Origin of the sequence: Microbacterium sp. NPDC086615 (genome assembly GCF_040686055.1) — a bacterium.
In the GTDB taxonomy this organism is placed as follows: Bacteria; Actinomycetota; Actinomycetes; order Actinomycetales; family Microbacteriaceae; genus Microbacterium.
In genome coordinates, this window is the sequence record NZ_JBFBJJ010000012.1 from 69,415 (window position 1) to 87,253 (window position 17,839).

The window sequence follows — 17,839 nt, forward strand, 5'->3', positions numbered from 1 at the left end:
GCCGATGAAAGGGGCGGTCAGGCCTTCTCGAGCGCCGCGTCGAGCAGGTCGCTGATCAGGTCGGGGTAGCTCAAGCCGGAAGCGATCCAGCACGTCGGGAACATCGAGATCGGGGTGAACCCGGGCATGGTGTTCACCTCGTTCACGAAGAACTCCGTGCCGGTGTAGAAGAAGTCGACGCGCGCCAGGCCCTGACCGCCGATGGCCTCGAACGCCTGGGCGGCGATGCGCTGCATCTCGGCGAGCTCGCCGTCGCGGAGATCGGCGGGGCACACCAGGTCGACGCCGGGGGCATCGAGGTACTTCGCCTCGAAGTCGTAGAACTCCCGGCCCGTGACCACGATTTCCCCCGCCACCGACACCCGCACGGGTCTCCCGTCACGCCCGGGCAGGACGCCGCACTCGAGCTCGCGCCCGACGATCGCCTGCTCCACGAGCACCAGGCCGTCCTCCGCGAAGGCGGTGTCGAGGGCGGCATCCAGATCTTCCCACCGCGACACCTTGGTCACACCGACGCTGGAGCCCGCCTCGTTGGGCTTCACGAAGACGGGCAGGTCGAGGGCGCGCATGCGGCGCTCCCACATCTGCCGGTCGCGAGCGAGGTCGGCGCGCGTCACAGCCACCCAGGGCACGACCGGCACGTGCGCGGCCCGCAGCACCTGCTTGGTCACGTGCTTGTTCATACCGATCGCCGACATGAGCACGCCGCCGCCGGCATACGGGATGCCGAGGAGCTCGAGGAGCCCCTGCACCGTGCCGTCCTCACCGAACCGCCCGTGGAGGATGGGCAGCACGACGTCGACATCTCCGAGCGACCGCGTGCCCTCGGCATCCGTCACCGTCCACTCGCGCGTCAGCGTCGAGTCGGGAAGGCGCACCCGCGTGCCGTTGTCGAGCACCTGCGGAAGAGCCTCGGGGACGAGCGCGAACTTGTCGGGGTCATCGTCCTCGAGCACGAACGCGCCGTCGCGGGTGATGCCGACCGGGATCACCCGGAAGCGGTCACGATCAATCGCGCGAAGCACCCCGCCCGCCGTGGCGGAACTGATCGAATGCTCGCTGGAGCGCCCGCCGAAGAGCACCACCACCACCGGTTTGGTCATTTCGCGTCCTCTCGCCCTGCGGCTGGTCGTCGTCGGTCGTCAGGTGGGGCGCGATGTCCCGCGGGTCCATGGTGCCGTCGAGCACCATCTTCACCTGCTGCACGATGGGCATGTCGACACCGACCTGCTTCGCGAGCTGAAGAACGGGAGCGACGGATGCCAGGCCCTCGGCGGTCTGCTGCATCTGAGCGACCACCTCTTTGTATCCGTAGCCCTGGCCGAGCAGACGCCCCGCCGTGTTGTTGCGGCTGAGCGGGGACTGGCACGTCGCGATGAGGTCGCCGAGGCCCGCCAGGCCCTGCAGCGTCTCGGGCTGCGCGCCCTGCGCGACCGCGAAGTCGGTCATCTCCACGAGTCCACGCGTGATGATCGAGGCCTTCGTGTTCTCGCCGTACCCGACGCCGTCGACGATGCCGATCGCCACCGCGATGAGGTTCTTCAGGACTCCGCCGAACTCGGTGCCGATGACGTCGGTGTTCACGAACGACCGGAAGTAGCGGTTGCGTGCGCGTCGAGCGACCGCCTCGGCCGTTTCGGGGCTCAGCGAGCTGATGACGGCCGCGGTCGGCTGCTCCCGTGCGATCTCGAGCGCGAGATTGGGTCCGGATGCCACGGCGATCCGCGCCGGGTCGCACGCGAGCACCTGCTCGATGACCTGGCTCATGCGCAGGCCGGTCGACTTCTCGACGCCCTTCATGAGCGAGACGATCGGCACGTCGGTGTGCTCGACGAATGGCTTGATCGCGGCGAGGTTCTCGCGCAGCGACTGGCTCGGCACCGAGAGGTAGATCTGCTCGGCACCGCGGATCGCCTCGGCCAGGTCGGTGGTCGCCGTCATCGTGCGCGGCAGGTTGATGCCGGAAAGATAACGACTGTTGCGCTTGGATTCGGTGATCTCCGCCGCCAGCTCGGGACGGCGCGCCCACATGACGACGGACGCCCCGCCGTCGGCGAGGATCTTCCCGAACGTCGTGCCCCAGCTTCCGGCGCCGATGACGGCGACCTTGGGACCGGCGACGGGCGCGACGTTCTTACGACTCAAGGCGCCCCGTCTCATTCTGTCCGTGCTGCGACGGGTTCCACCGCTCCGCCGGAGCCGGGACACCTCGGATGCCGGAGAGCATCTGCGAAATGCGTCCCATGAGCGTGTCGGTCGCGCTCGTGAGCACGGCGGGCGAGGTGGAGCCCGCGTACTCCGACAGATCCATCGCGGGACCGAGTTCCACGATCACGTGCGAGCGGCGGGGGAATTTGAGCTTGCCGTAGCGCGGAAGGATCTGCTGAACACCCCATTGCGCCATGGGGATGAGCGGAAGGTCGCCGGCGAGGGCGAGCCGGACGGCGCCCGTCTTGCCGCGCATCGGCCACAGGTCGGGATCGCGCGTGAGCGTCCCCTCGGCGTAGACGATGACGCCGCGCCCGTCTTCCGCGATCTGCTGCGCGGCCTTCATGGACTGGTTCGCGCTCGCCGAGGCGCGCGGGACGGGAACCATGCCCGTCGCGCGCAGCGCAGCGCCGAGAACAGGGACCTTGAAGAGGCTTTCCTTCGCCATGAACCGGGGCGCGCGGCCGAGCCGCCAGACCGCCACCGCCACGATGAGCGGATCGAACTCCGAGTTGTGGTTCGGGGCGAGGACGTACGCTCCCTCCCGCGGGAGGTTCTCGCCGCCGCGGATCTCGATACGGGCGAACAGCCCCACCGCGGGGACCACGATCGCGGCGAGCGGCCAGAAGGCGCTCGGCCTACTCTTCTCGGGGGTGACGGCCACGGCCTCAGCCCACGACGGAGAAGTCGGCGTCGAGAGCGGTCAGCTTCTCGAGGAACTTCTCGTACCCGCGGCGGATGATGCCGATGTTGCGCACCGTCGACTCCCCCTCGGCCGCCAGCGCGGCGATGACGTAGCTGTAGCCGCCACGCAGATCGGGAACCTCGACGTCGGCACCGTGCAGCGGCGTCGGTCCGTTGATGACGGCGGCCTGCTCGAGGTCGCGGCGCGGAACACGACGGTCGGGGCTCGCGATGCCCTTCGGGTGCACGACGATGTCGGCACCCATCTTGTTCAGCGCCGCGGTGAAGCCGAGACGGTTCTCGTACACGGTCTCGTGGACCGTCGATGTGCCCGGCGCCTGGGTGAGCGCCACGATGAGGGGCTGCTGCCAGTCGGTCATGAAGCCGGGGTGGACGTCGGTCTCGACCATGACGGGCTTGAGCGCCTCGCCGCGACGGAACAGGATGCCGTCTTCGCGCACGTCGAACCAGCCGCCGGCCTTGCGGAAGACGTTGAGGAACGTCAGCATGTCCTGCTGGCGAGCGCCCTTGGCGAAGATCTCGCCGTCGGTGGCGAGGGCCGCACAGGCCCACGATGCCGCTTCGTTGCGGTCGAAGATCGCACGGTGGTCGTAACCGACGAGCTTGTCGACGCCCTCGATGAAGATGACGCGGTTGGGCTCGTAAGAGATGATCGCGCCCATCTTCTGCAGCACCGCGATGAGATCCATGATCTCGGGCTCGATGGCGGCGTTGCGCAGCTCGGTCACGCCCTTCGCGCGGACCGCGGTGAGGAGCACCTGCTCCGTCGCGCCGACGCTCGGGTACGGGAGCGTGATGTTCGCGCCGTGCAGGCCGTTGGGGGCCGTGATGCGGATGCCCTCGTAGCTCTTGTCGACCACGGCGCCGAAAGCACGGAGCGCGTCCATGTGGAAGTTGATCGGACGGTCGCCGATGCGGCATCCGCCCAGGTCAGGGATGAGCGCCTCGCCCAGAAGGTGCAGCAGTGGCCCGCAGAACAGAATCGGGATGCGCGAAGCGCCGGCATGCGCGTCGATCTCCTCGAAGTGCGCGGCGACCGCGCCCGAGGGGTCGAGGTGGAGGGTTCCCTCTTCCTCACCCTCGGTCACGGTGACGCCGTGCACCTCGAGGAGCGAACGCACGACCTTCACATCGCTGATCATGGGGACGTCGCGGAGCGTGCTGGTGGTGTCGCCGAGGAGGGCGGCCACCATCGCCTTGGTGACGAGGTTCTTCGCCCCCTTGACCTCGACGGTTCCCCGCAGCGGACGACCGCCTCGGATCGTGAGGGTCTCTGCCGCCTCCCAATCCGGCTGCCCGATGGGGTGCTCTCCGGTGTCGCTGACGAGTGTGCTCATAGGGGGGTGGACCTCACTTCGTGGACGAGGGGCGGCGAATCGACCCGATCGGGTCGATCGGGCTCAGCGGACCGGAAGGGTCCGCGGCCGCCATGCCTCGCGGCGCGCCTCGAACTGCGTGATCTTGTCTTCGTCACGCAGCGTGAGCCCGATGTCGTCGAGCCCTTCGAGAAGCCGCCACCTAGTGTAATCGTCGATGTCGAACGAGACCTGGAGGTCGCCGACCGTGGCGGTCTTGGCCTGCAGATCGACGGTCATCTCGATGCCGGGGTTCGCCTCGAGGACGGCCCAGATCTGCTCGACCTCGTCCTCCGTGATCACGCCCGTGACCAGGCCCTGCTTGCCCGAATTGCCGCGGAAGATGTCGGCGAACTTCGGGCTCAGGACCACCTGGAAGCCGTAGTCGCGCAGCGCCCACACCGCGTGCTCGCGGCTCGATCCGGTACCGAAGTCGGGACCTGCGACGAGGATGGATGCCGAGCGGTAGGCATCCTGATTCAGGATGAACTCCGGATCCTGGCGCCAGTTCGCGAACAGTGCGTCGTCGAAGCCCGTCTTGGTGACCCGCTTGAGGAAGACGGCGGGGATGATCTGATCCGTGTCGACCGCGGACCGCTTCAAAGGCGCGGCGACACCGGTGTGCGTCGTGAACTTCTCCATGTCAGGCCTCCGCCCCGGTCGAAACGATGTCCGCGGGGAGCGGCTCCAGGTCGGCGGGGCTCGACAGCGTGCCGCGCACGGCCGTGGCCGCGGCGACCAGCGGCGACACGAGGTGCGTACGCCCGCCCTTGCCCTGCCGCCCCTCGAAGTTGCGGTTCGAGGTGGAAGCGCAGCGCTCCCCCGGCGCCAGCTGATCAGGGTTCATGCCCAGGCACATCGAGCAGCCGGCGAAACGCCACTCGGCGCCGAAGTCGGTGAACACCTTGTCGAGGCCCTCGGCCTCGGCCTCCAGGCGCACGCGCGCCGAGCCCGGGACGACCATGACGCGGACGTTCTCGGCCTTGGTGCGCCCCTGGATGACGGAGGCGAAGGCACGGAGGTCTTCGATGCGGCTGTTGGTGCACGAGCCCATGAAGACGGCATCCACGGGGATGTCCTTCATCGGGGTGCCGGCCTCGAGGTCCATGTACTCGAGCGCCCGCTCGGCGGCGGCGCGCTCATTGGGGTCGATGATGTCGGCAGGAGTGGGCACGACGTCGGACAGCGAGACGCCCTGGCCGGGGTTGGTGCCCCAGGTGACGAAGGGCTCGAGCTCGTTCGCGTCGAGGAAGACCTCGGCGTCGTAGACGGCACCCTCGTCGCTCGGGAGCGTGCGCCAGTAGGCGACGGCGTCGTCCCAGTCCTGCCCCTGCGGGGCGTGCGGCTTGTCCTTGACGTAGGCGAACGTCGTCTCGTCGGGGGCGATCATGCCGGCGCGGGCGCCCGCCTCGATCGACATGTTGCACATCGTCATGCGCCCCTCCATCGAGAGGGAGCGGATCGCGCTGCCGCGGAACTCGAGGACGTAGCCCTGGCCGCCGTTGGCACCGATCTTGGCGATGATCGCCAGGATGATGTCCTTCGCCGTCACGCCGGGCTTCAGTTCGCCCTCGACCGTGATCGCCATCGTCTTGAAGGGCTTCAGCGGCAGGGTCTGCGTCGCGAGCACGTGCTCGACCTCGCTGGTGCCGATGCCGAACGCCATCGCGCCGAACGCACCGTGGGTCGAGGTGTGCGAGTCGCCGCAGACGACCGTGATGCCCGGCATCGTCAGGCCCAGCTGCGGCCCCACGACGTGGACGATGCCCTGCTCTTTGTCGCCGAGCGAGTGGATGCGGACGCCGAACTCGTCGGCGTTGCGGCGCAGCGTGTCGATCTGCGTGCGGCTGGTGAGGTCGGCGATCGGCTTGTCGATGTCGAGCGTCGGGGTGTTGTGGTCTTCGGTCGCGATCGTGAGGTCGAGCCGACGAACGGGGCGACCCTCGGCGCGCAGGCCGTCGAACGCCTGGGGGCTCGTGACCTCGTGCACGAGGTGGAGGTCGATGTAGATGAGGTCGGGCTGCCCGTTCTCGCCCTTGACGACGAGGTGGTCGTCCCAGACCTTCTCGGCCAGGGTGCGAGGGTTCTCGGGAATCGTGCTCATGGTTTGCGTTTCTCCTCGGGAGGGGTGTGAGGCCCGCGACGAACTCCGCGACGAGAAAGGCCTAGAACAAGGTCTCGTCGCGGCCGCTAAGGAGGAGGCCGGCGATCCGCACCTGGTCACGATACCACCGGCCTTCACCCGTCTCGCCGCTCAGGGCGTGCCGCGCACGTGAAGACGGGCGTAACACGACGCCGCACATTTCGGTGTCGCGGAACACCTCGTGCGAGCCTGGCGGAACGCCGCAGGAAGGAGCGTGCCGCATGGCCGCGAACGCAGAGCCCGGATTCTCTACCCGACAGGTCCACGTGGGGGCCTCGACCGTGCCCGCCTCGCCGCGCGCCCTGCCGATCTACCTCACGGCCGGCTTCACGTTCACCGACCTCGACGAGTCCGCCGAGCATTTCGGCACCGGCGCGGGATTCGGGTACACGCGCACGGGCAACCCCACCGTGCAGGCCGTGGAGAACCGCCTCGCCTCCCTCGAGGGCGGCGATCAGGCGGTCCTCGTCTCGAGCGGACAAGCCGCCGTCACCGTCGCCCTGCTCGCCCTGGCCGGCGCGGGCGATCACGTCGTGGCCTCCGAGCACATCTACGAAGGCACTCGCGGTCTGCTCCTCGACAACCTCGGGCGCCTCGGCATCGAGACGACATTCGTCGACACCTCCGATCTCGACGCGTGGCGGAACGCGATCACCCCGCGCACGAAGGCACTCTTCGCCGAGACCCTCTCCAACGCCCGCAACGACGTGCTCGACATCGCCGCCGTCTCCGCGATCGGGCGGGAACGCGGCATCCCGCTCGTGGTCGACAGCACCTTCACGACCCCGTACCTCCTGCGTCCGATCGAGCACGGTGCCGCGATCGTCGTGCACTCCGCGAGCAAGTTCCTCGCCGGACAGGGAGCGGTTCTCGGCGGCGTCATCGTCGACGACGGACGCTTCGACGCCGCGGCATCCGGTCATCTCTTCCCGCACCTCGTCCACGCCGACCGCCTCGGCGGGGCGAGCTACGCCGAGAAGTACGGCGCCCGTGCACGGGGCGCGTACATCCGCGAGAGCGTGGCCCCCCGCTTCGGTCCTTCGCCGTCGCCGCTGAACGCCTTCCTGATCGGGCAGGGCATCGAGACGCTGAGCCTGCGCGTCGAGCGCCAGTCGCAGAACGCTCTGGCGGTCGCACAGTGGCTCGAGAACCGCCCCGAGGTCGAGCGCGTCGATCACGTCGGCCTCGCCTCCCACCCGCATCACGATCTCGGTGCGCGGTACCTCACGCGAGGCACCGGCTCGGTCTTCACCGTGACCCTGCGCGGCGGACTCGAAGCCGCGCGCCACGTCGTGCAGTCGGTGAAGCTCATCACGCACATGACCCACCTCGGCGACGTGCGCTCGCTCGTGCTGCACCCGCAGAGCACGTCGCACTCGGCGCGCACGGTCGAGGAGCGCGAGCGCGCGGGAGTGTTCCCCGGCACGATCCGCCTGTCGATCGGGATCGAGGACATCGCCGACATCCTCGTCGACCTCGAACAGGCGCTCGTGGGAGTGCCCGTCGCCGAGCGCGAAACGGTCGTCCTGTGAGCCGTCTGCAGCACTTCGGGTGGTTCCTGGCGCGCGGCTTCGGCCCTCACGGCTGGGGCCATCCCTACCTCCGGTGGAATCACCGCTGGACGGAACCGGGTCTGTACCAGGACTCGGCGCGGACTCTCGAGCAGGCGGGCTTCGACCTCCTCATCATCGAGGACGCCCCCTCGCTCGGAAGCGCCGACACGATCGATCTTCGGGTGCGCCACGCCTTCGGTGGACCCAAGCACGATCCGCTGCTGCTCGCACCGTACCTCTTCGCCGCGACCCGGCATCTCGGGGTCGTGCCGACGGTCAACCCGGCCGCATACCTGCCCTATACGGCGGCACGACAGTTCGCGACCCTCCAGCACTTGAGCGGGCACCGTCTCGGACTCAACGTCGTCACCGACACCGGCAGTGCGCGCCACTTCTCCACGGCCCCGCAGCTCGGACACGACGCGGCCTACGACCGGGCCGAGGAGTGGCTCGACGGCATCCGTCAACTGTGGCGGAGCTGGGGCGAGGGCGCGCTCGTCGTCGATGAGGAGTCGGGCGTCTACGCCGACGGGACGAAACTGGATGCCACGCGCCACCGCGGTCAGCACTTCGGCTTCGACGGTCCGCTCAACGCGATCCCCTTCACCGATGGCGAACCGGCGATCGTCTCACCGGGCGGCTCGGGGCGCGGGCTGGCGTTCGCAGGACACAACTCGGACGTGCAGCTGGCGCTCGCCCCGCTGGACGAGGCGAGCATCCGCTCCTACCGCGGACGCATCCACGCCGCGGCGGAGGCAGCGGGGCGCGACGCCGCCGACATCAAGATCCTCTTCGCGATCCAGCCGGTGCTGGTGTCGTCGCCGGAGGAGGCCGACCGTCTGGTCGCGGCATCCGCGAATCCGTCCGAGGAGGCGTTGATCGCGATCGCGCGCAAGCAGTCCAGCGACCTCGAGACGGATCTCACCGGTCTCGACCTCGACAGTCCTCTCGATCGCTCGATCTTCGGCGAGCACGTGTCGGAGGGCAGCATCAAACGACTCGTCGGGAAGCACGACGCCGACGCGCCGCTGCGGACGATCCTGGCTGCGCACGCGCGCCTCGGCCGGCTGAACGACGGTTCCGGGTTCGTGGGGACGGCCGAGGAGTTCGCCGACCGCATCGAGGAGCTGGGCACGTGGGGCAACGACGGCGTCCTGCTGTGGGGGGACCTTCATCCGGTCACCGTCCACCGTCTTCTCGACGATCTCGTGCCGATCCTGCGCCGTCGAGGAATCCTGCGCGAGGAGTACGTCGACGGCGGGCTGCAGGCGAACCTGCGGGCGTTCTAGCGGGCGGATGCCGGGAGTTCGGTGTTCACCCCGTCGCGGCCTCAGGTGGCTGAGCCTGTCGAAGCCACCGGCCCCCGCGGACCCCCGGACCCTTCGACAGGCTCAGGGCCCTCACGCCGCGGCGCTGCACCCCGGCCCCCGCGGAGCCCCGGACCCCTCGACAGGCTCAGGGCCCTCACGCCGCGGCGCTGCACCCCGGCGCTCGCAGACCCCCGGACCCTTCGACAGGCTCAGGCTCCTCGGTCACCGTCCGTCGCGCTCGGGCTGCTCCACCGTCGCCGGCGTCCCTTTCTCACCCGCCACTTCCGCAGCGGCATCCTGAGCCCCGGCGGACGACGACTCACCCCGCGCGGCGACGAGGCTCGCGATCGTCGCCACCGCCATCGACAGGACGATGACGGCGAGGGACACCCAGGTCGAGATCTCGGGAGCCCACTCGATGGGCTCGCCGCCGTTGAGGAACGACAGCTCGTTGACGTGCATCGCGTGGAAGACGAGCTTCACGCCGATGAACGCCAGGATGAACGCGATGCCGTAGTGGAGGTACTTGAGGCGGTCGAGCAGGTCGCCGAGCAGGAAGTACAGCTGACGCAGCCCCATGAGGGCGAAGAGGTTGGCGGTGAAGACGATGAACGGGCTCTGCGTGATGCCGAAGATCGCGGGGATCGAGTCGATCGCGAACAGCAGGTCGGTCACGCCGATCGCGACGAACACGATGATCATGGGCGTGAACAGCTTCTTGCCGTTCACGCGCGTGATGACCTTCTTGCCGTCGTAGGAGTCGCTCATCGGCAGGACGCGCCGGAGCGTCCGCACGATCAGATTCTCTTTCTGCGTGTCGTCGTCGTGGTCGTCGCCCGGGAAGGCCTGGCGGATCGCGGTGTACACGAGGAACGCGCCGAACAGGTAGAAGATCGGGCTGAAGTTCTCGATGATGGTCGCGCCGACCAGGATGAACGCCCCACGCAGGATGAGCGCGATGATGATGCCCACCATCAGCACCTCCTGCTGATAGCGCCGGGGCACCGCGAACTGCCCCATGATCAGCACGAAGACGAACAGGTTGTCGATCGAGAGGCTGTACTCGGTCAGCCAGCCGGCGACGAACTGCCCCGCGACCTCTCCCCCGGCGACGATCCACAGCACTCCGGCGAAGATGAGCGCGAGCGTGACGTAGAACACGACCCACAGGGTCGATTCCTTCGCCGCGGGGATGTGAGGGCGCTTGAGGATGATCAGCAGATCCGCGACCAGGATCAGCACGAGCACCACGAGGGTGATCGTCTGGAAGAGCGGGTCCAGCTGCAGCTCCATCGCGGGCCTTTCTCGGGGGGAAACGCTCTAGTTTATCGGCCGTCCCCTGCGCAGCGGGCGGCTTGTGCACGTAGTGCTCATTGCGTGCATATCTCCGTGAGACGATCGCGCGCGCCCGAACACCTCTCAGTGAGAGAGTGCTCGCAGAGCCGCTCCCGACGAGAAGTGGATGCCGATGACCGACGACGTGATCGACGACAGGGCGCTCGTCGCGCGCGCAGCGGGCGGGTCGGAGATGGCCTTCCGATCGCTGTACCGCGCGTACGTCCGCCCCGTGTACTGGACGGCACTGGGCCTGGTCGGCAATCCCAGCGATGCGGACGACGTCGTGCAGGACACGTTCGTCGTCGCGTGGAAGAAGCTGCCCGGTATGACGCTGGAGGGGACGTCGCTCCTGCCGTGGCTTTCGACGGTCTGTCGCCTGCAGGCGGCGAACCGCCTCCGTGCCCGGGCGCGTCACGGGTCGCACGCCGCCCTCGACCCCGAGATGCCGGCGCGCGTCGACGTCGAGCAGGAGGTCGTCGACGCGGAAACGGTGCGTGCGATCCTCGCCGAGGTCGACGGCCTCGGCGAGGTGGATCGCGAGATCTTCCGTCTGTGCGCCGCCGAGGGCTACGGCTACCAGGCTGCGGCAGAGCATCTCGGCGTCACGCACGGCACGGTGCGCAATCGCCTCTCCCGCATCCGGTCTCGGATGCGCGCCACCGCAATGGAGACGGAGACCCCATGAACACCCCCACGCTCCCCCCTCTCGACGACGACCGGATCGAATCGATGGAGAGGGTGATCTTCGCGCGCATCAGCGACTCCGCCCGCGCCGATCGCCGGCGACGTCGCGCCCGGATCGGCGGGTGGACCGCCGCGGCTGCCAGCGTGGTCCTGATCGCGGCCATCGTCGGCCCCGCCGTCATGAACGGCGGCAGCCGCGCGCTGTTCGAGCAGTCCGCGGCGGGTGGAGGCGCCCTCACGGAGCAGTACTCCGGGGCCGCGGGTAGTGCCGCCGATGCCCGCGCGCTCGATGGATCGGTCACCGAGGCCGCGCCCGGCGCTCCCACGCGCGAGATCGTCGCGAACGGATCGGCCACCGTCGAGGCGAGCGACGTCGGCGCCGCCGTCACCCGGATCTCGGATGCCGCGACCTCCGTCGGAGGCTACGTCGAATCGTCGCAGGTCGGCGGCGCGTCCGGCGCGGTGCCGTTCGAGGGGCAGGATATGCCGCAGGGCGCGAGCGGTGATCCCTCGACCGCGTGGGTCACCGTCCGCGTCCCCGCCGACAAGCTCACGGGCGTCATGGACGGCCTGTCCGACATCGGGACCGTGACCGCGTCGAGCGTGAACCGAAGCGATGTCACCGATCAGGCGGTCGACCTGCGGGCACGCGTCGCCGCGGCAGAGGCATCCGTCGCCCGTCTGACCGAGCTGATGGCGCAGGCGGCCTCGGTGAGCGATCTCATCGCGGCCGAGTCGGCTCTCGCCGAGCGCCAGGCGCAGCTGGACGCGGACCGGCAACAGCTGACGCTCCTGGAGTCCCAGGTGGCGATGTCGTCGCTGTCGGTGCAGGTGCTCCCTCAGGCCTCGACCGTCTCGGCCGATCCCGCCGGCTTCGGCGACGGCCTCGTCGCGGGGTGGAACGGTCTCGTCGCCGCGCTGAACGGCGTCGTGATCGGGCTGGGCTTCCTTCTCCCCTGGCTCGCCGTGGCCGCGGTGATCGGCGCGGTGGTGTGGGGAGTCCGGCGGGCCCGGCGTCGCCGGTCGACTGACGCGGACGTGTGACGCCGGAGTCGGACGCCGCCAACGGATTCGGATGCCAGTGCTCGCGGCATCCGAATCCGTTGCACATCTCCGATTCTGCGCATGGCGGGCGCGCACCGCCGAGCGTGCGGAGCCTCCGGGCGGTGGGGCCCAACCCGCTCATGCGGCTCCTCGTCCAGCCGCGGCACCCGAACAACAAAAAGGCCCCGACCATTCGGTCGGAGCCTTTTTGTCGTTGGTGACCCCAGCGGGATTCGAACCCGCGTTACCGCCGTGAGAGGGCGGCGTACTAGGCCGCTATACGATGGGGCCGCGTCGCAACCGTTCAAGTATGCACCACAAAAACACGCAGGCAAAATCGGGGCGGGATCGCCGCGGATCTCGGGCGTGTCCGGCCACCGTACCGCCATCGCACGACAGGGGGAAGAGCTCGTCGAGTATCCCCCGGCGAGCATATCTACTCCGCCACGGTCGTGCGCGCCAGCGGTTGCCGCACCGTCGTGCGAAGAGTTGACTTGCGGCCATGCGAGTAACCAAGCACGAACACGCCGCCCTCGTCCTCACCGAGTCGGGACACACGCTCGTCATCGATCCGGGGACCTTCACCTCGCCGCTCGAGGGACTCGACGGACTCGTGGGCATCGTCCTCACCCACGAACACCCGGATCACTGGACGCCTGAGCATCTGACGCGTCTGTTGGAAGCGCACCCCGGCACACCGATCTACGGCCCCGAGGGAGTCAAGCAGGCCGCGGTGGGCTTCGAGATCACGGTCGTGCATCCGGGCGATACCCTCGACCTCGCGCCCTTCCACCTGGAGTTCTTCGGCGGGAAGCACGCCGTCATCCACGAGTCCATCCCGGTCATCGACAATGTCGGCGTCCTGGTGAACGGTGCGCTGTACTACCCGGGCGATTCGTACACCGTCCCGAAGCACAAGAAGGTCGCTCTGCTCGCGGCCCCCGTGGGCGCCCCCTGGTTGAAGATCGGCGACGCGATCGACTTCGTCCTCGACGTCAAGCCCGAGCGCGTCTTCGCCACGCACGACATGACCCTCTCAGCTGCCGGCAAGCAGATGGGCGATGGGCGATTGACCTGGGCCGCCGAGCAGAATGGCGGGTCATTCGTCGATCTCAAGCCGGGCGACTCGACCGACGTGTGACGCGGCGTCGTCCCGGACTCCGGAACGGGTGAGGCTCTCGGCGGGTAACGCGTCTCGGGTGCGGCGCTGAGCCCGGGCTGGTCCGGAGTCCGGAACACGACGGCCGCCCCGAAACGCCAGAACACCGGATGCCACGAGCCGTCAGGCCCGTGGCATCCGGTGTTCTGCGTGAAGTGTTTACTGCGCGTCGAGGTCGGTCTCGAGGAGAGCGACGAGCTCGTCGAGGGCCTGCTCGGCACCCTCACCCTCGGCCTTGAGCGTCACTACCGTGCCGTGACCGGCGCCGAGGCCCATGAGTGAGAGGATGCTGCCAGCGTTGAGGTCGGCGCCGCCGTTCGCTGCGATCGTGACGGGGATCTTCTTCTCCTGCACGGCCTGCACGAAGAGCTTCGCGGGACGGGCGTGGAGGCCCGAGGCGCTGGCGATGGTGGCCTGACGTTCTGCCATGGTGAATCCTTTCGATTCGACGGGGTGTTAGGCGGCGACCGTGGCTGCGGGCGCAGCCTCGGCGACGGCGGCGTCCTTGGTGCTGTGGCCGAGACCCTTGAGGGCCACGACGATCAGCGCCGTCACGACGGTACCCGCCACGATCGCGAGGGCAAAACCCCAGAACGGGGTGATCGCGAAGAAGACGAAGATGCCACCGTGCGGGGCGAACGACTGCACGCTCAGCAGCATGCTCAGGCCACCCGTGATCGCCCCACCCACCATCGAGGCGGGGATGACGCGCAGGGGGTCGGCCGCGGCGAACGGGATCGCCCCCTCGGAGATGAACGAGGCTCCGAGCAGCCAGGCGGCGGCACCGTTCTCACGTTCGACGGGGGTGAACTTGCCCCGGGCGAGCAGGGTCGAGGCGAGCGCCATCGCGAGCGGGGGAACCATGCCCGCCGCCATGACCGCGGCCATGATCAGGTAGGGCGCGGTGTTGGTCTGCGATGCGGCGGCGAGGCCGGTCGTGGCGAAGACGTACGCGACCTTGTTGACCGGGCCACCGAGGTCGAAGCACATCATGAGGCCGAGGATCACGCCGAGCACGATCGCGCCCGCGCTGCTGGCCGCGAGCGACGTGAGTCCATCGGTGAGCGCGGCCATGAGCGAGGCGATCGGGCGACCGAGGAAGAGGATCATCAGACCCGAGGCGAAGATCGAGCCGAGGAACGGAACGATCACGACCGGCATGAGACCGCGCAACCAGCGCGGGGCGTCGAAGCGCCCGAGCCACCAGGCGATGAATCCGGCCAGCAGACCGCCGATGATGCCGCCGATGAAGCCGGCGTTCATCAGCACCGCTACGGCACCGGCGACGAAGCCCGGAGCGATACCGGGACGGTCGGCGATCGCGTAGGCAATGAAGCCCGCGAGCACGGCGACGATGAAGCCCATCGAGGTGGCACCGATCATGAAGGCGACCGAGCCGAGGTACTGGCCGATCGGGCCGAACGACGACGTGATCCCCTCGGTCGGCAGATCCCAGAGCGAGTTCTGGATGATGATGTCCTTGGCGTCCTTGGTGACCTCGTAGCCACCGAGCAGGAAGCCGAGCGCGATGAGCAGACCGCCACCGGCGACGAACGGAATCATGTAGCTGACGCCGGTGAGCAGCCACCGCTGGATGCGACGGCCCACCGACTGTTGCGCGACCGGGGCGTCGGGAGCGGATGCCGAGGCGGCACCGCCCTGCACGCGTGCGGCGTTCGGGTTGTCGCTCGCGGCGAGGGCCTCGGCGATGAGCTGCTTCGGCTGCTCGATGCCGCGCTTGACACCCGCGCGGACGACGGGCTTGCCCGCGAAGCGCTGGGGCTCGCGCACGTCGACGTCGACCGCGAAGATCACGGCGTCGGCGTCGTCGATCACGCTCTGCGGGAGGGCCTTGTAGCCACTCGAGCCCTGCGGCTCGACGATGAGCTCCACGCCCTCGGTCTCGGCGCCGGCGGCGGTGAGCGCGTCGGCGGCCATGAAGGTGTGGGCGATGCCGGTCGCGCACGCGGTGACGGCGACGATCTTCTTCGTCTTCGTCGCCGTGGCGGTGCGTGCTTCCGCGCGGGTCGCGGCGGGGGCCTCGGCCGCTGCCGGCGCGGGCGCCGGGTTCAGGGCATCCGTGATGATCCGCACCGCGTCGGCGGGGGTCGAGGCCGAACGCAGGCCCGACATGAACTGGTCGTTCATGAGGCTGCGGGCCAGCTGCGAGAGCACCGCGAGGTGCGCTTCGTCGGCACCGGCCGGTGCGGCGATGAGGAAGACGATGTCGGCGGGCCCGTCGGGGGCGCCGAAGTCGACGCCGGGGGTGAGGCGGGCGAACGCGAGAGTCGGCTCGGTGACCGAGGCGCTGCGCGCGTGCGGGATACCGATCCCGCCGGGCAGGCCGGTCTCGTCCTTCTGCTCACGCGCCCAGGCGTCGTCGAACAGCTCTTGCGCGCTGGTCGCGCGACCCTGCGCGACGACGCGCTCGGCGAGGGCTCGGATCACCGACTGCTTGTCGGTGCCCAGGGGCGCGTCGAGGCTGACGAGCTCCGGAGTGATGATGTCGGACATGGGCAGTGACCTCCGTGGTCAGGATGTTGCGATGGGGGTGGGGAAATCGGAAACGGTGATCGTCCCGGAGGGAAGATCGGCCGGGGTGGGGGCCTGCGTTCCCGGTAGGGTCGCGGCGGCGGCACCGTAGGCGATGCTGCGCGCAAGACGTACGGGAGCCGAGGCTCCCTCGAGATCGGCGAGCAGATAGCCGGCGAGCGAGCTGTCACCCGCGCCGACCGTGCTCGCGACGTGAATTCTGGGGGCTCGTCCGCGCCAGGCGCCCTCGGACGAGAAGAGCAACGCGCCGTCGGCGCCGAGGGTGACCAGAGCGGATGCCACGCGCCCGTGGACGAGGGCGCGTGCGCGACGCGCCGCCTCGGCGAGAACGTCGGCGTCGTCCGCGGCATCCTCACCGACGAGCTCGGCGAGTTCTTCGTGGTTGGGCTTGATGAGATCCGGCTGGGCGGTCTCGACGACCGCGGCCAGAGCGGCGCCGGAGGCGTCGACGGCGATCCGTGGAGCAGCGCTCCCCCACCGCTCGCGGACGGCCGCGATGAGATCGGCGTAGAACGTCGGCGGCACGCCCGGCGGCAGCGATCCGGCCAGGACGAGCCAGCTCGCGCCCTCTGCCGCGGCGACGACGCCCGCCACGAGCGCGCGGGCTTCCGCAGCGGAGAGCTCGGCCCCGGGGAGGTTGAGCTTGGTGGTCTCGCCCGCCGGGTCGGTGATGGTGAGGTTCGCTCGCGCGCGGCCCGCGACCTCGACGAGGTCGAGCGCGATGCCGGCGTCTTCGAGCAGAAGGCGGTAGGGGTCGTGGCCGTTCACCGGGACGACGGCCCGCGCCGGTGCGCCCGCCGCGGTGACGACGCGGGCGACGTTGACGCCCTTGCCCCCGGCGTCCTCGCGTGACGACAGTGCGCGCTGCACCTCGCCCGGCGCGAGCGCCTCCGCGAGGACGACGGCCCGATCAGCCGAGGGGTTGGCGGTCAGGGTGACGATCATGCGACGCGTACCTCCACATCGGCGTCCGCCAGGGCCTCGGAGAGGGCACCGGTCGGCGGGGTGTCGGTGACGAGGACGTCGATCTCGTCGAGACGAGCGAAGCTCACGAGTAGTTCCTCTCCGAATTTGGCCGCGTCGGCAAGGAGCACGATCCGACGCGCGGACTGGATGATGGCCGTCTTCACGGCGGCTTCTTCGGGATCCGGGGTGCTGAGACCGAACGTCGCACTCAGACCGTTGGTGCCGATGAAGGCGATGTCGGGCCGCAACTGCCCGATCGCGCGGACGGTGTGGGCACCGACGGCGGCGGCGGTCACGCCGCGCACGCGACCGCCGATGGTGGTGAGCGACAGACGCTCCTCACCGGCGAGGAGGTGCGCGGCTTCGAGCGAGTGCGTGACGACTTCGACTCCGGCGGAGACGGTGAGCGTGGCGGGCAGCGCTGCAGCGACGGCGGCGGCCGTCGTGCCCGCGTCGACGAAGATCGAGCCTCGGAAGTCGGAACCCAGCAGAGCGGCCGCGCTCGCGGCGATCGCGCGCTTCGCGTCACCGTGACGCTCACGACGTTCGGTCAGCGTCGACTCGGCGGTGCTGGCGCGATCGATGCTCACGGCCCCGCCGTGGACGCGGCGGAGAGACCCGGTGGTCTCGAGGCGGTCGAGATCGCGACGGACGGTCTCCGTGGTCACATCGAAGCGACGGGCCAGGTCGACGACGCTGACACGTCCGACCTCGCGCAGTTCGCGCTCGATGAGCTGCTGGCGCTCCATTGCGTACACGGGATCTCCTTCGAGGATTCCCACACGATACAACACGAAGCCACACGTATCAACACATCTGAC

At 69.2% G+C, this 17,839-nt stretch carries 16 protein-coding genes and 1 tRNA gene; 5 read left to right on the forward strand and 12 right to left on the reverse strand.

The genetic code is table 11. The annotated features are described in order from the left end of the window. Window positions 1-17: 17 nt before the first annotated feature. The 6 genes from AB0O24_RS13070 to leuC form a co-directional block, all read right to left on the reverse strand. Window positions 18-1,103, reverse strand: coding sequence for a D-alanine--D-alanine ligase family protein (locus AB0O24_RS13070; protein WP_275800767.1), 1,086 nt, complete (start codon window positions 1,101-1,103; stop codon window positions 18-20). After that, complete coding sequence (locus AB0O24_RS13075) at window positions 1,009-2,160, reverse strand: NAD(P)H-dependent glycerol-3-phosphate dehydrogenase (RefSeq protein WP_363375423.1); 1,152 nt, start codon at window positions 2,158-2,160, stop codon at window positions 1,009-1,011. The genes AB0O24_RS13070 and AB0O24_RS13075 overlap by 95 nt, the downstream gene beginning before the upstream one ends. Beyond that, on the reverse strand, window positions 2,135-2,872 hold the full coding sequence (locus AB0O24_RS13080; RefSeq protein WP_275800765.1) for a lysophospholipid acyltransferase family protein: 738 nt from the start codon (window positions 2,870-2,872) through the stop codon (window positions 2,135-2,137). Before AB0O24_RS13080 ends, AB0O24_RS13075 begins: the two co-directional genes overlap by 26 nt. Window positions 2,873-2,876: 4 nt before the next feature. Then, complete coding sequence (murA, locus tag AB0O24_RS13085; RefSeq protein ID WP_275800764.1) at window positions 2,877-4,250, reverse strand: UDP-N-acetylglucosamine 1-carboxyvinyltransferase; 1,374 nt, start codon at window positions 4,248-4,250, stop codon at window positions 2,877-2,879. A 63-nt stretch (window positions 4,251-4,313) separates the two neighbouring features. Further along, window positions 4,314-4,910: a 3-isopropylmalate dehydratase small subunit gene (leuD, locus tag AB0O24_RS13090; RefSeq protein WP_058595867.1), complete on the reverse strand. Its 597-nt coding sequence runs from the start codon at window positions 4,908-4,910 to the stop codon at window positions 4,314-4,316. A 1-nt stretch (window position 4,911) separates the two neighbouring features. Further along, on the reverse strand, window positions 4,912-6,372 hold the full coding sequence (gene leuC, locus AB0O24_RS13095; protein WP_275800763.1) for a 3-isopropylmalate dehydratase large subunit: 1,461 nt from the start codon (window positions 6,370-6,372) through the stop codon (window positions 4,912-4,914). Window positions 6,373-6,632: 260 nt separating this feature from the next. Between leuC and AB0O24_RS13100 the strand changes: the two genes are divergently transcribed. Together AB0O24_RS13100 and AB0O24_RS13105 are read left to right on the forward strand one after the other, a co-directional pair. Beyond that, window positions 6,633-7,943 (forward strand): PLP-dependent transferase, encoded by a 1,311-nt coding sequence (locus tag AB0O24_RS13100; protein WP_275800762.1) that lies wholly within the window; start codon window positions 6,633-6,635, stop codon window positions 7,941-7,943. Further along, a complete protein-coding gene (locus AB0O24_RS13105) occupies window positions 7,940-9,253 on the forward strand; it encodes an LLM class flavin-dependent oxidoreductase (RefSeq protein ID WP_275800761.1) in 1,314 nt (437 codons plus the stop codon). The genes AB0O24_RS13100 and AB0O24_RS13105 overlap by 4 nt, the downstream gene beginning before the upstream one ends. Window positions 9,254-9,496: 243 nt before the next feature. On the opposite strand, the gene AB0O24_RS13110 is transcribed toward AB0O24_RS13105, so the two are convergent. After that, window positions 9,497-10,567: a TerC family protein gene (locus AB0O24_RS13110; protein ID WP_307386023.1), complete on the reverse strand. Its 1,071-nt coding sequence runs from the start codon at window positions 10,565-10,567 to the stop codon at window positions 9,497-9,499. Between the two features lie 175 nt (window positions 10,568-10,742). Here AB0O24_RS13110 and AB0O24_RS13115 point away from each other — a divergent pair, with 175 nt between their 5' ends. Together AB0O24_RS13115 and AB0O24_RS13120 are read left to right on the forward strand one after the other, a co-directional pair. Continuing rightward, the gene (locus AB0O24_RS13115) at window positions 10,743-11,297 is read left to right on the forward strand and encodes an RNA polymerase sigma factor (RefSeq protein WP_275799323.1); all 555 of its coding nucleotides are present in this window, start codon (window positions 10,743-10,745) and stop codon (window positions 11,295-11,297) included. Further along, window positions 11,294-12,340 (forward strand): DUF4349 domain-containing protein, encoded by a 1,047-nt coding sequence (locus tag AB0O24_RS13120; RefSeq protein WP_363375431.1) that lies wholly within the window; start codon window positions 11,294-11,296, stop codon window positions 12,338-12,340. The genes AB0O24_RS13115 and AB0O24_RS13120 overlap by 4 nt, the downstream gene beginning before the upstream one ends. A 215-nt stretch (window positions 12,341-12,555) precedes the next feature. Here the strand turns inward: AB0O24_RS13120 and AB0O24_RS13125 are convergent. Beyond that, a tRNA-Glu gene (locus AB0O24_RS13125) sits at window positions 12,556-12,631 on the reverse strand. A 211-nt stretch (window positions 12,632-12,842) separates the two neighbouring features. Here AB0O24_RS13125 and AB0O24_RS13130 point away from each other — a divergent pair. Then, window positions 12,843-13,481: an MBL fold metallo-hydrolase gene (locus AB0O24_RS13130; RefSeq protein WP_275799320.1), complete on the forward strand. Its 639-nt coding sequence runs from the start codon at window positions 12,843-12,845 to the stop codon at window positions 13,479-13,481. A 177-nt stretch (window positions 13,482-13,658) separates the two neighbouring features. Here the strand turns inward: AB0O24_RS13130 and AB0O24_RS13135 are convergent, their stop codons facing one another. Genes AB0O24_RS13135 through AB0O24_RS13150 form a run of 4 tightly spaced genes read right to left on the reverse strand, consistent with a single transcriptional unit; the run spans window position 13,659 to window position 17,776 of the window. Continuing rightward, entirely contained in the window at window positions 13,659-13,928 is a 270-nt protein-coding gene (locus tag AB0O24_RS13135; RefSeq protein WP_058595874.1) for an HPr family phosphocarrier protein, read from the reverse strand. A 27-nt stretch (window positions 13,929-13,955) separates the two neighbouring features. Next, window positions 13,956-16,013, reverse strand: coding sequence for a fructose-specific PTS transporter subunit EIIC (locus AB0O24_RS13140; protein WP_363375434.1), 2,058 nt, complete (start codon window positions 16,011-16,013; stop codon window positions 13,956-13,958). Between the two features lie 18 nt (window positions 16,014-16,031). Next, window positions 16,032-16,997, reverse strand: coding sequence for a 1-phosphofructokinase family hexose kinase (locus tag AB0O24_RS13145; RefSeq protein WP_363375437.1), 966 nt, complete (start codon window positions 16,995-16,997; stop codon window positions 16,032-16,034). Beyond that, window positions 16,994-17,776 (reverse strand): DeoR/GlpR family DNA-binding transcription regulator, encoded by a 783-nt coding sequence (locus tag AB0O24_RS13150; protein WP_275799311.1) that lies wholly within the window; start codon window positions 17,774-17,776, stop codon window positions 16,994-16,996. The genes AB0O24_RS13145 and AB0O24_RS13150 overlap by 4 nt, the downstream gene beginning before the upstream one ends. Between the last annotated feature and the right edge of the window lie 63 nt (window positions 17,777-17,839).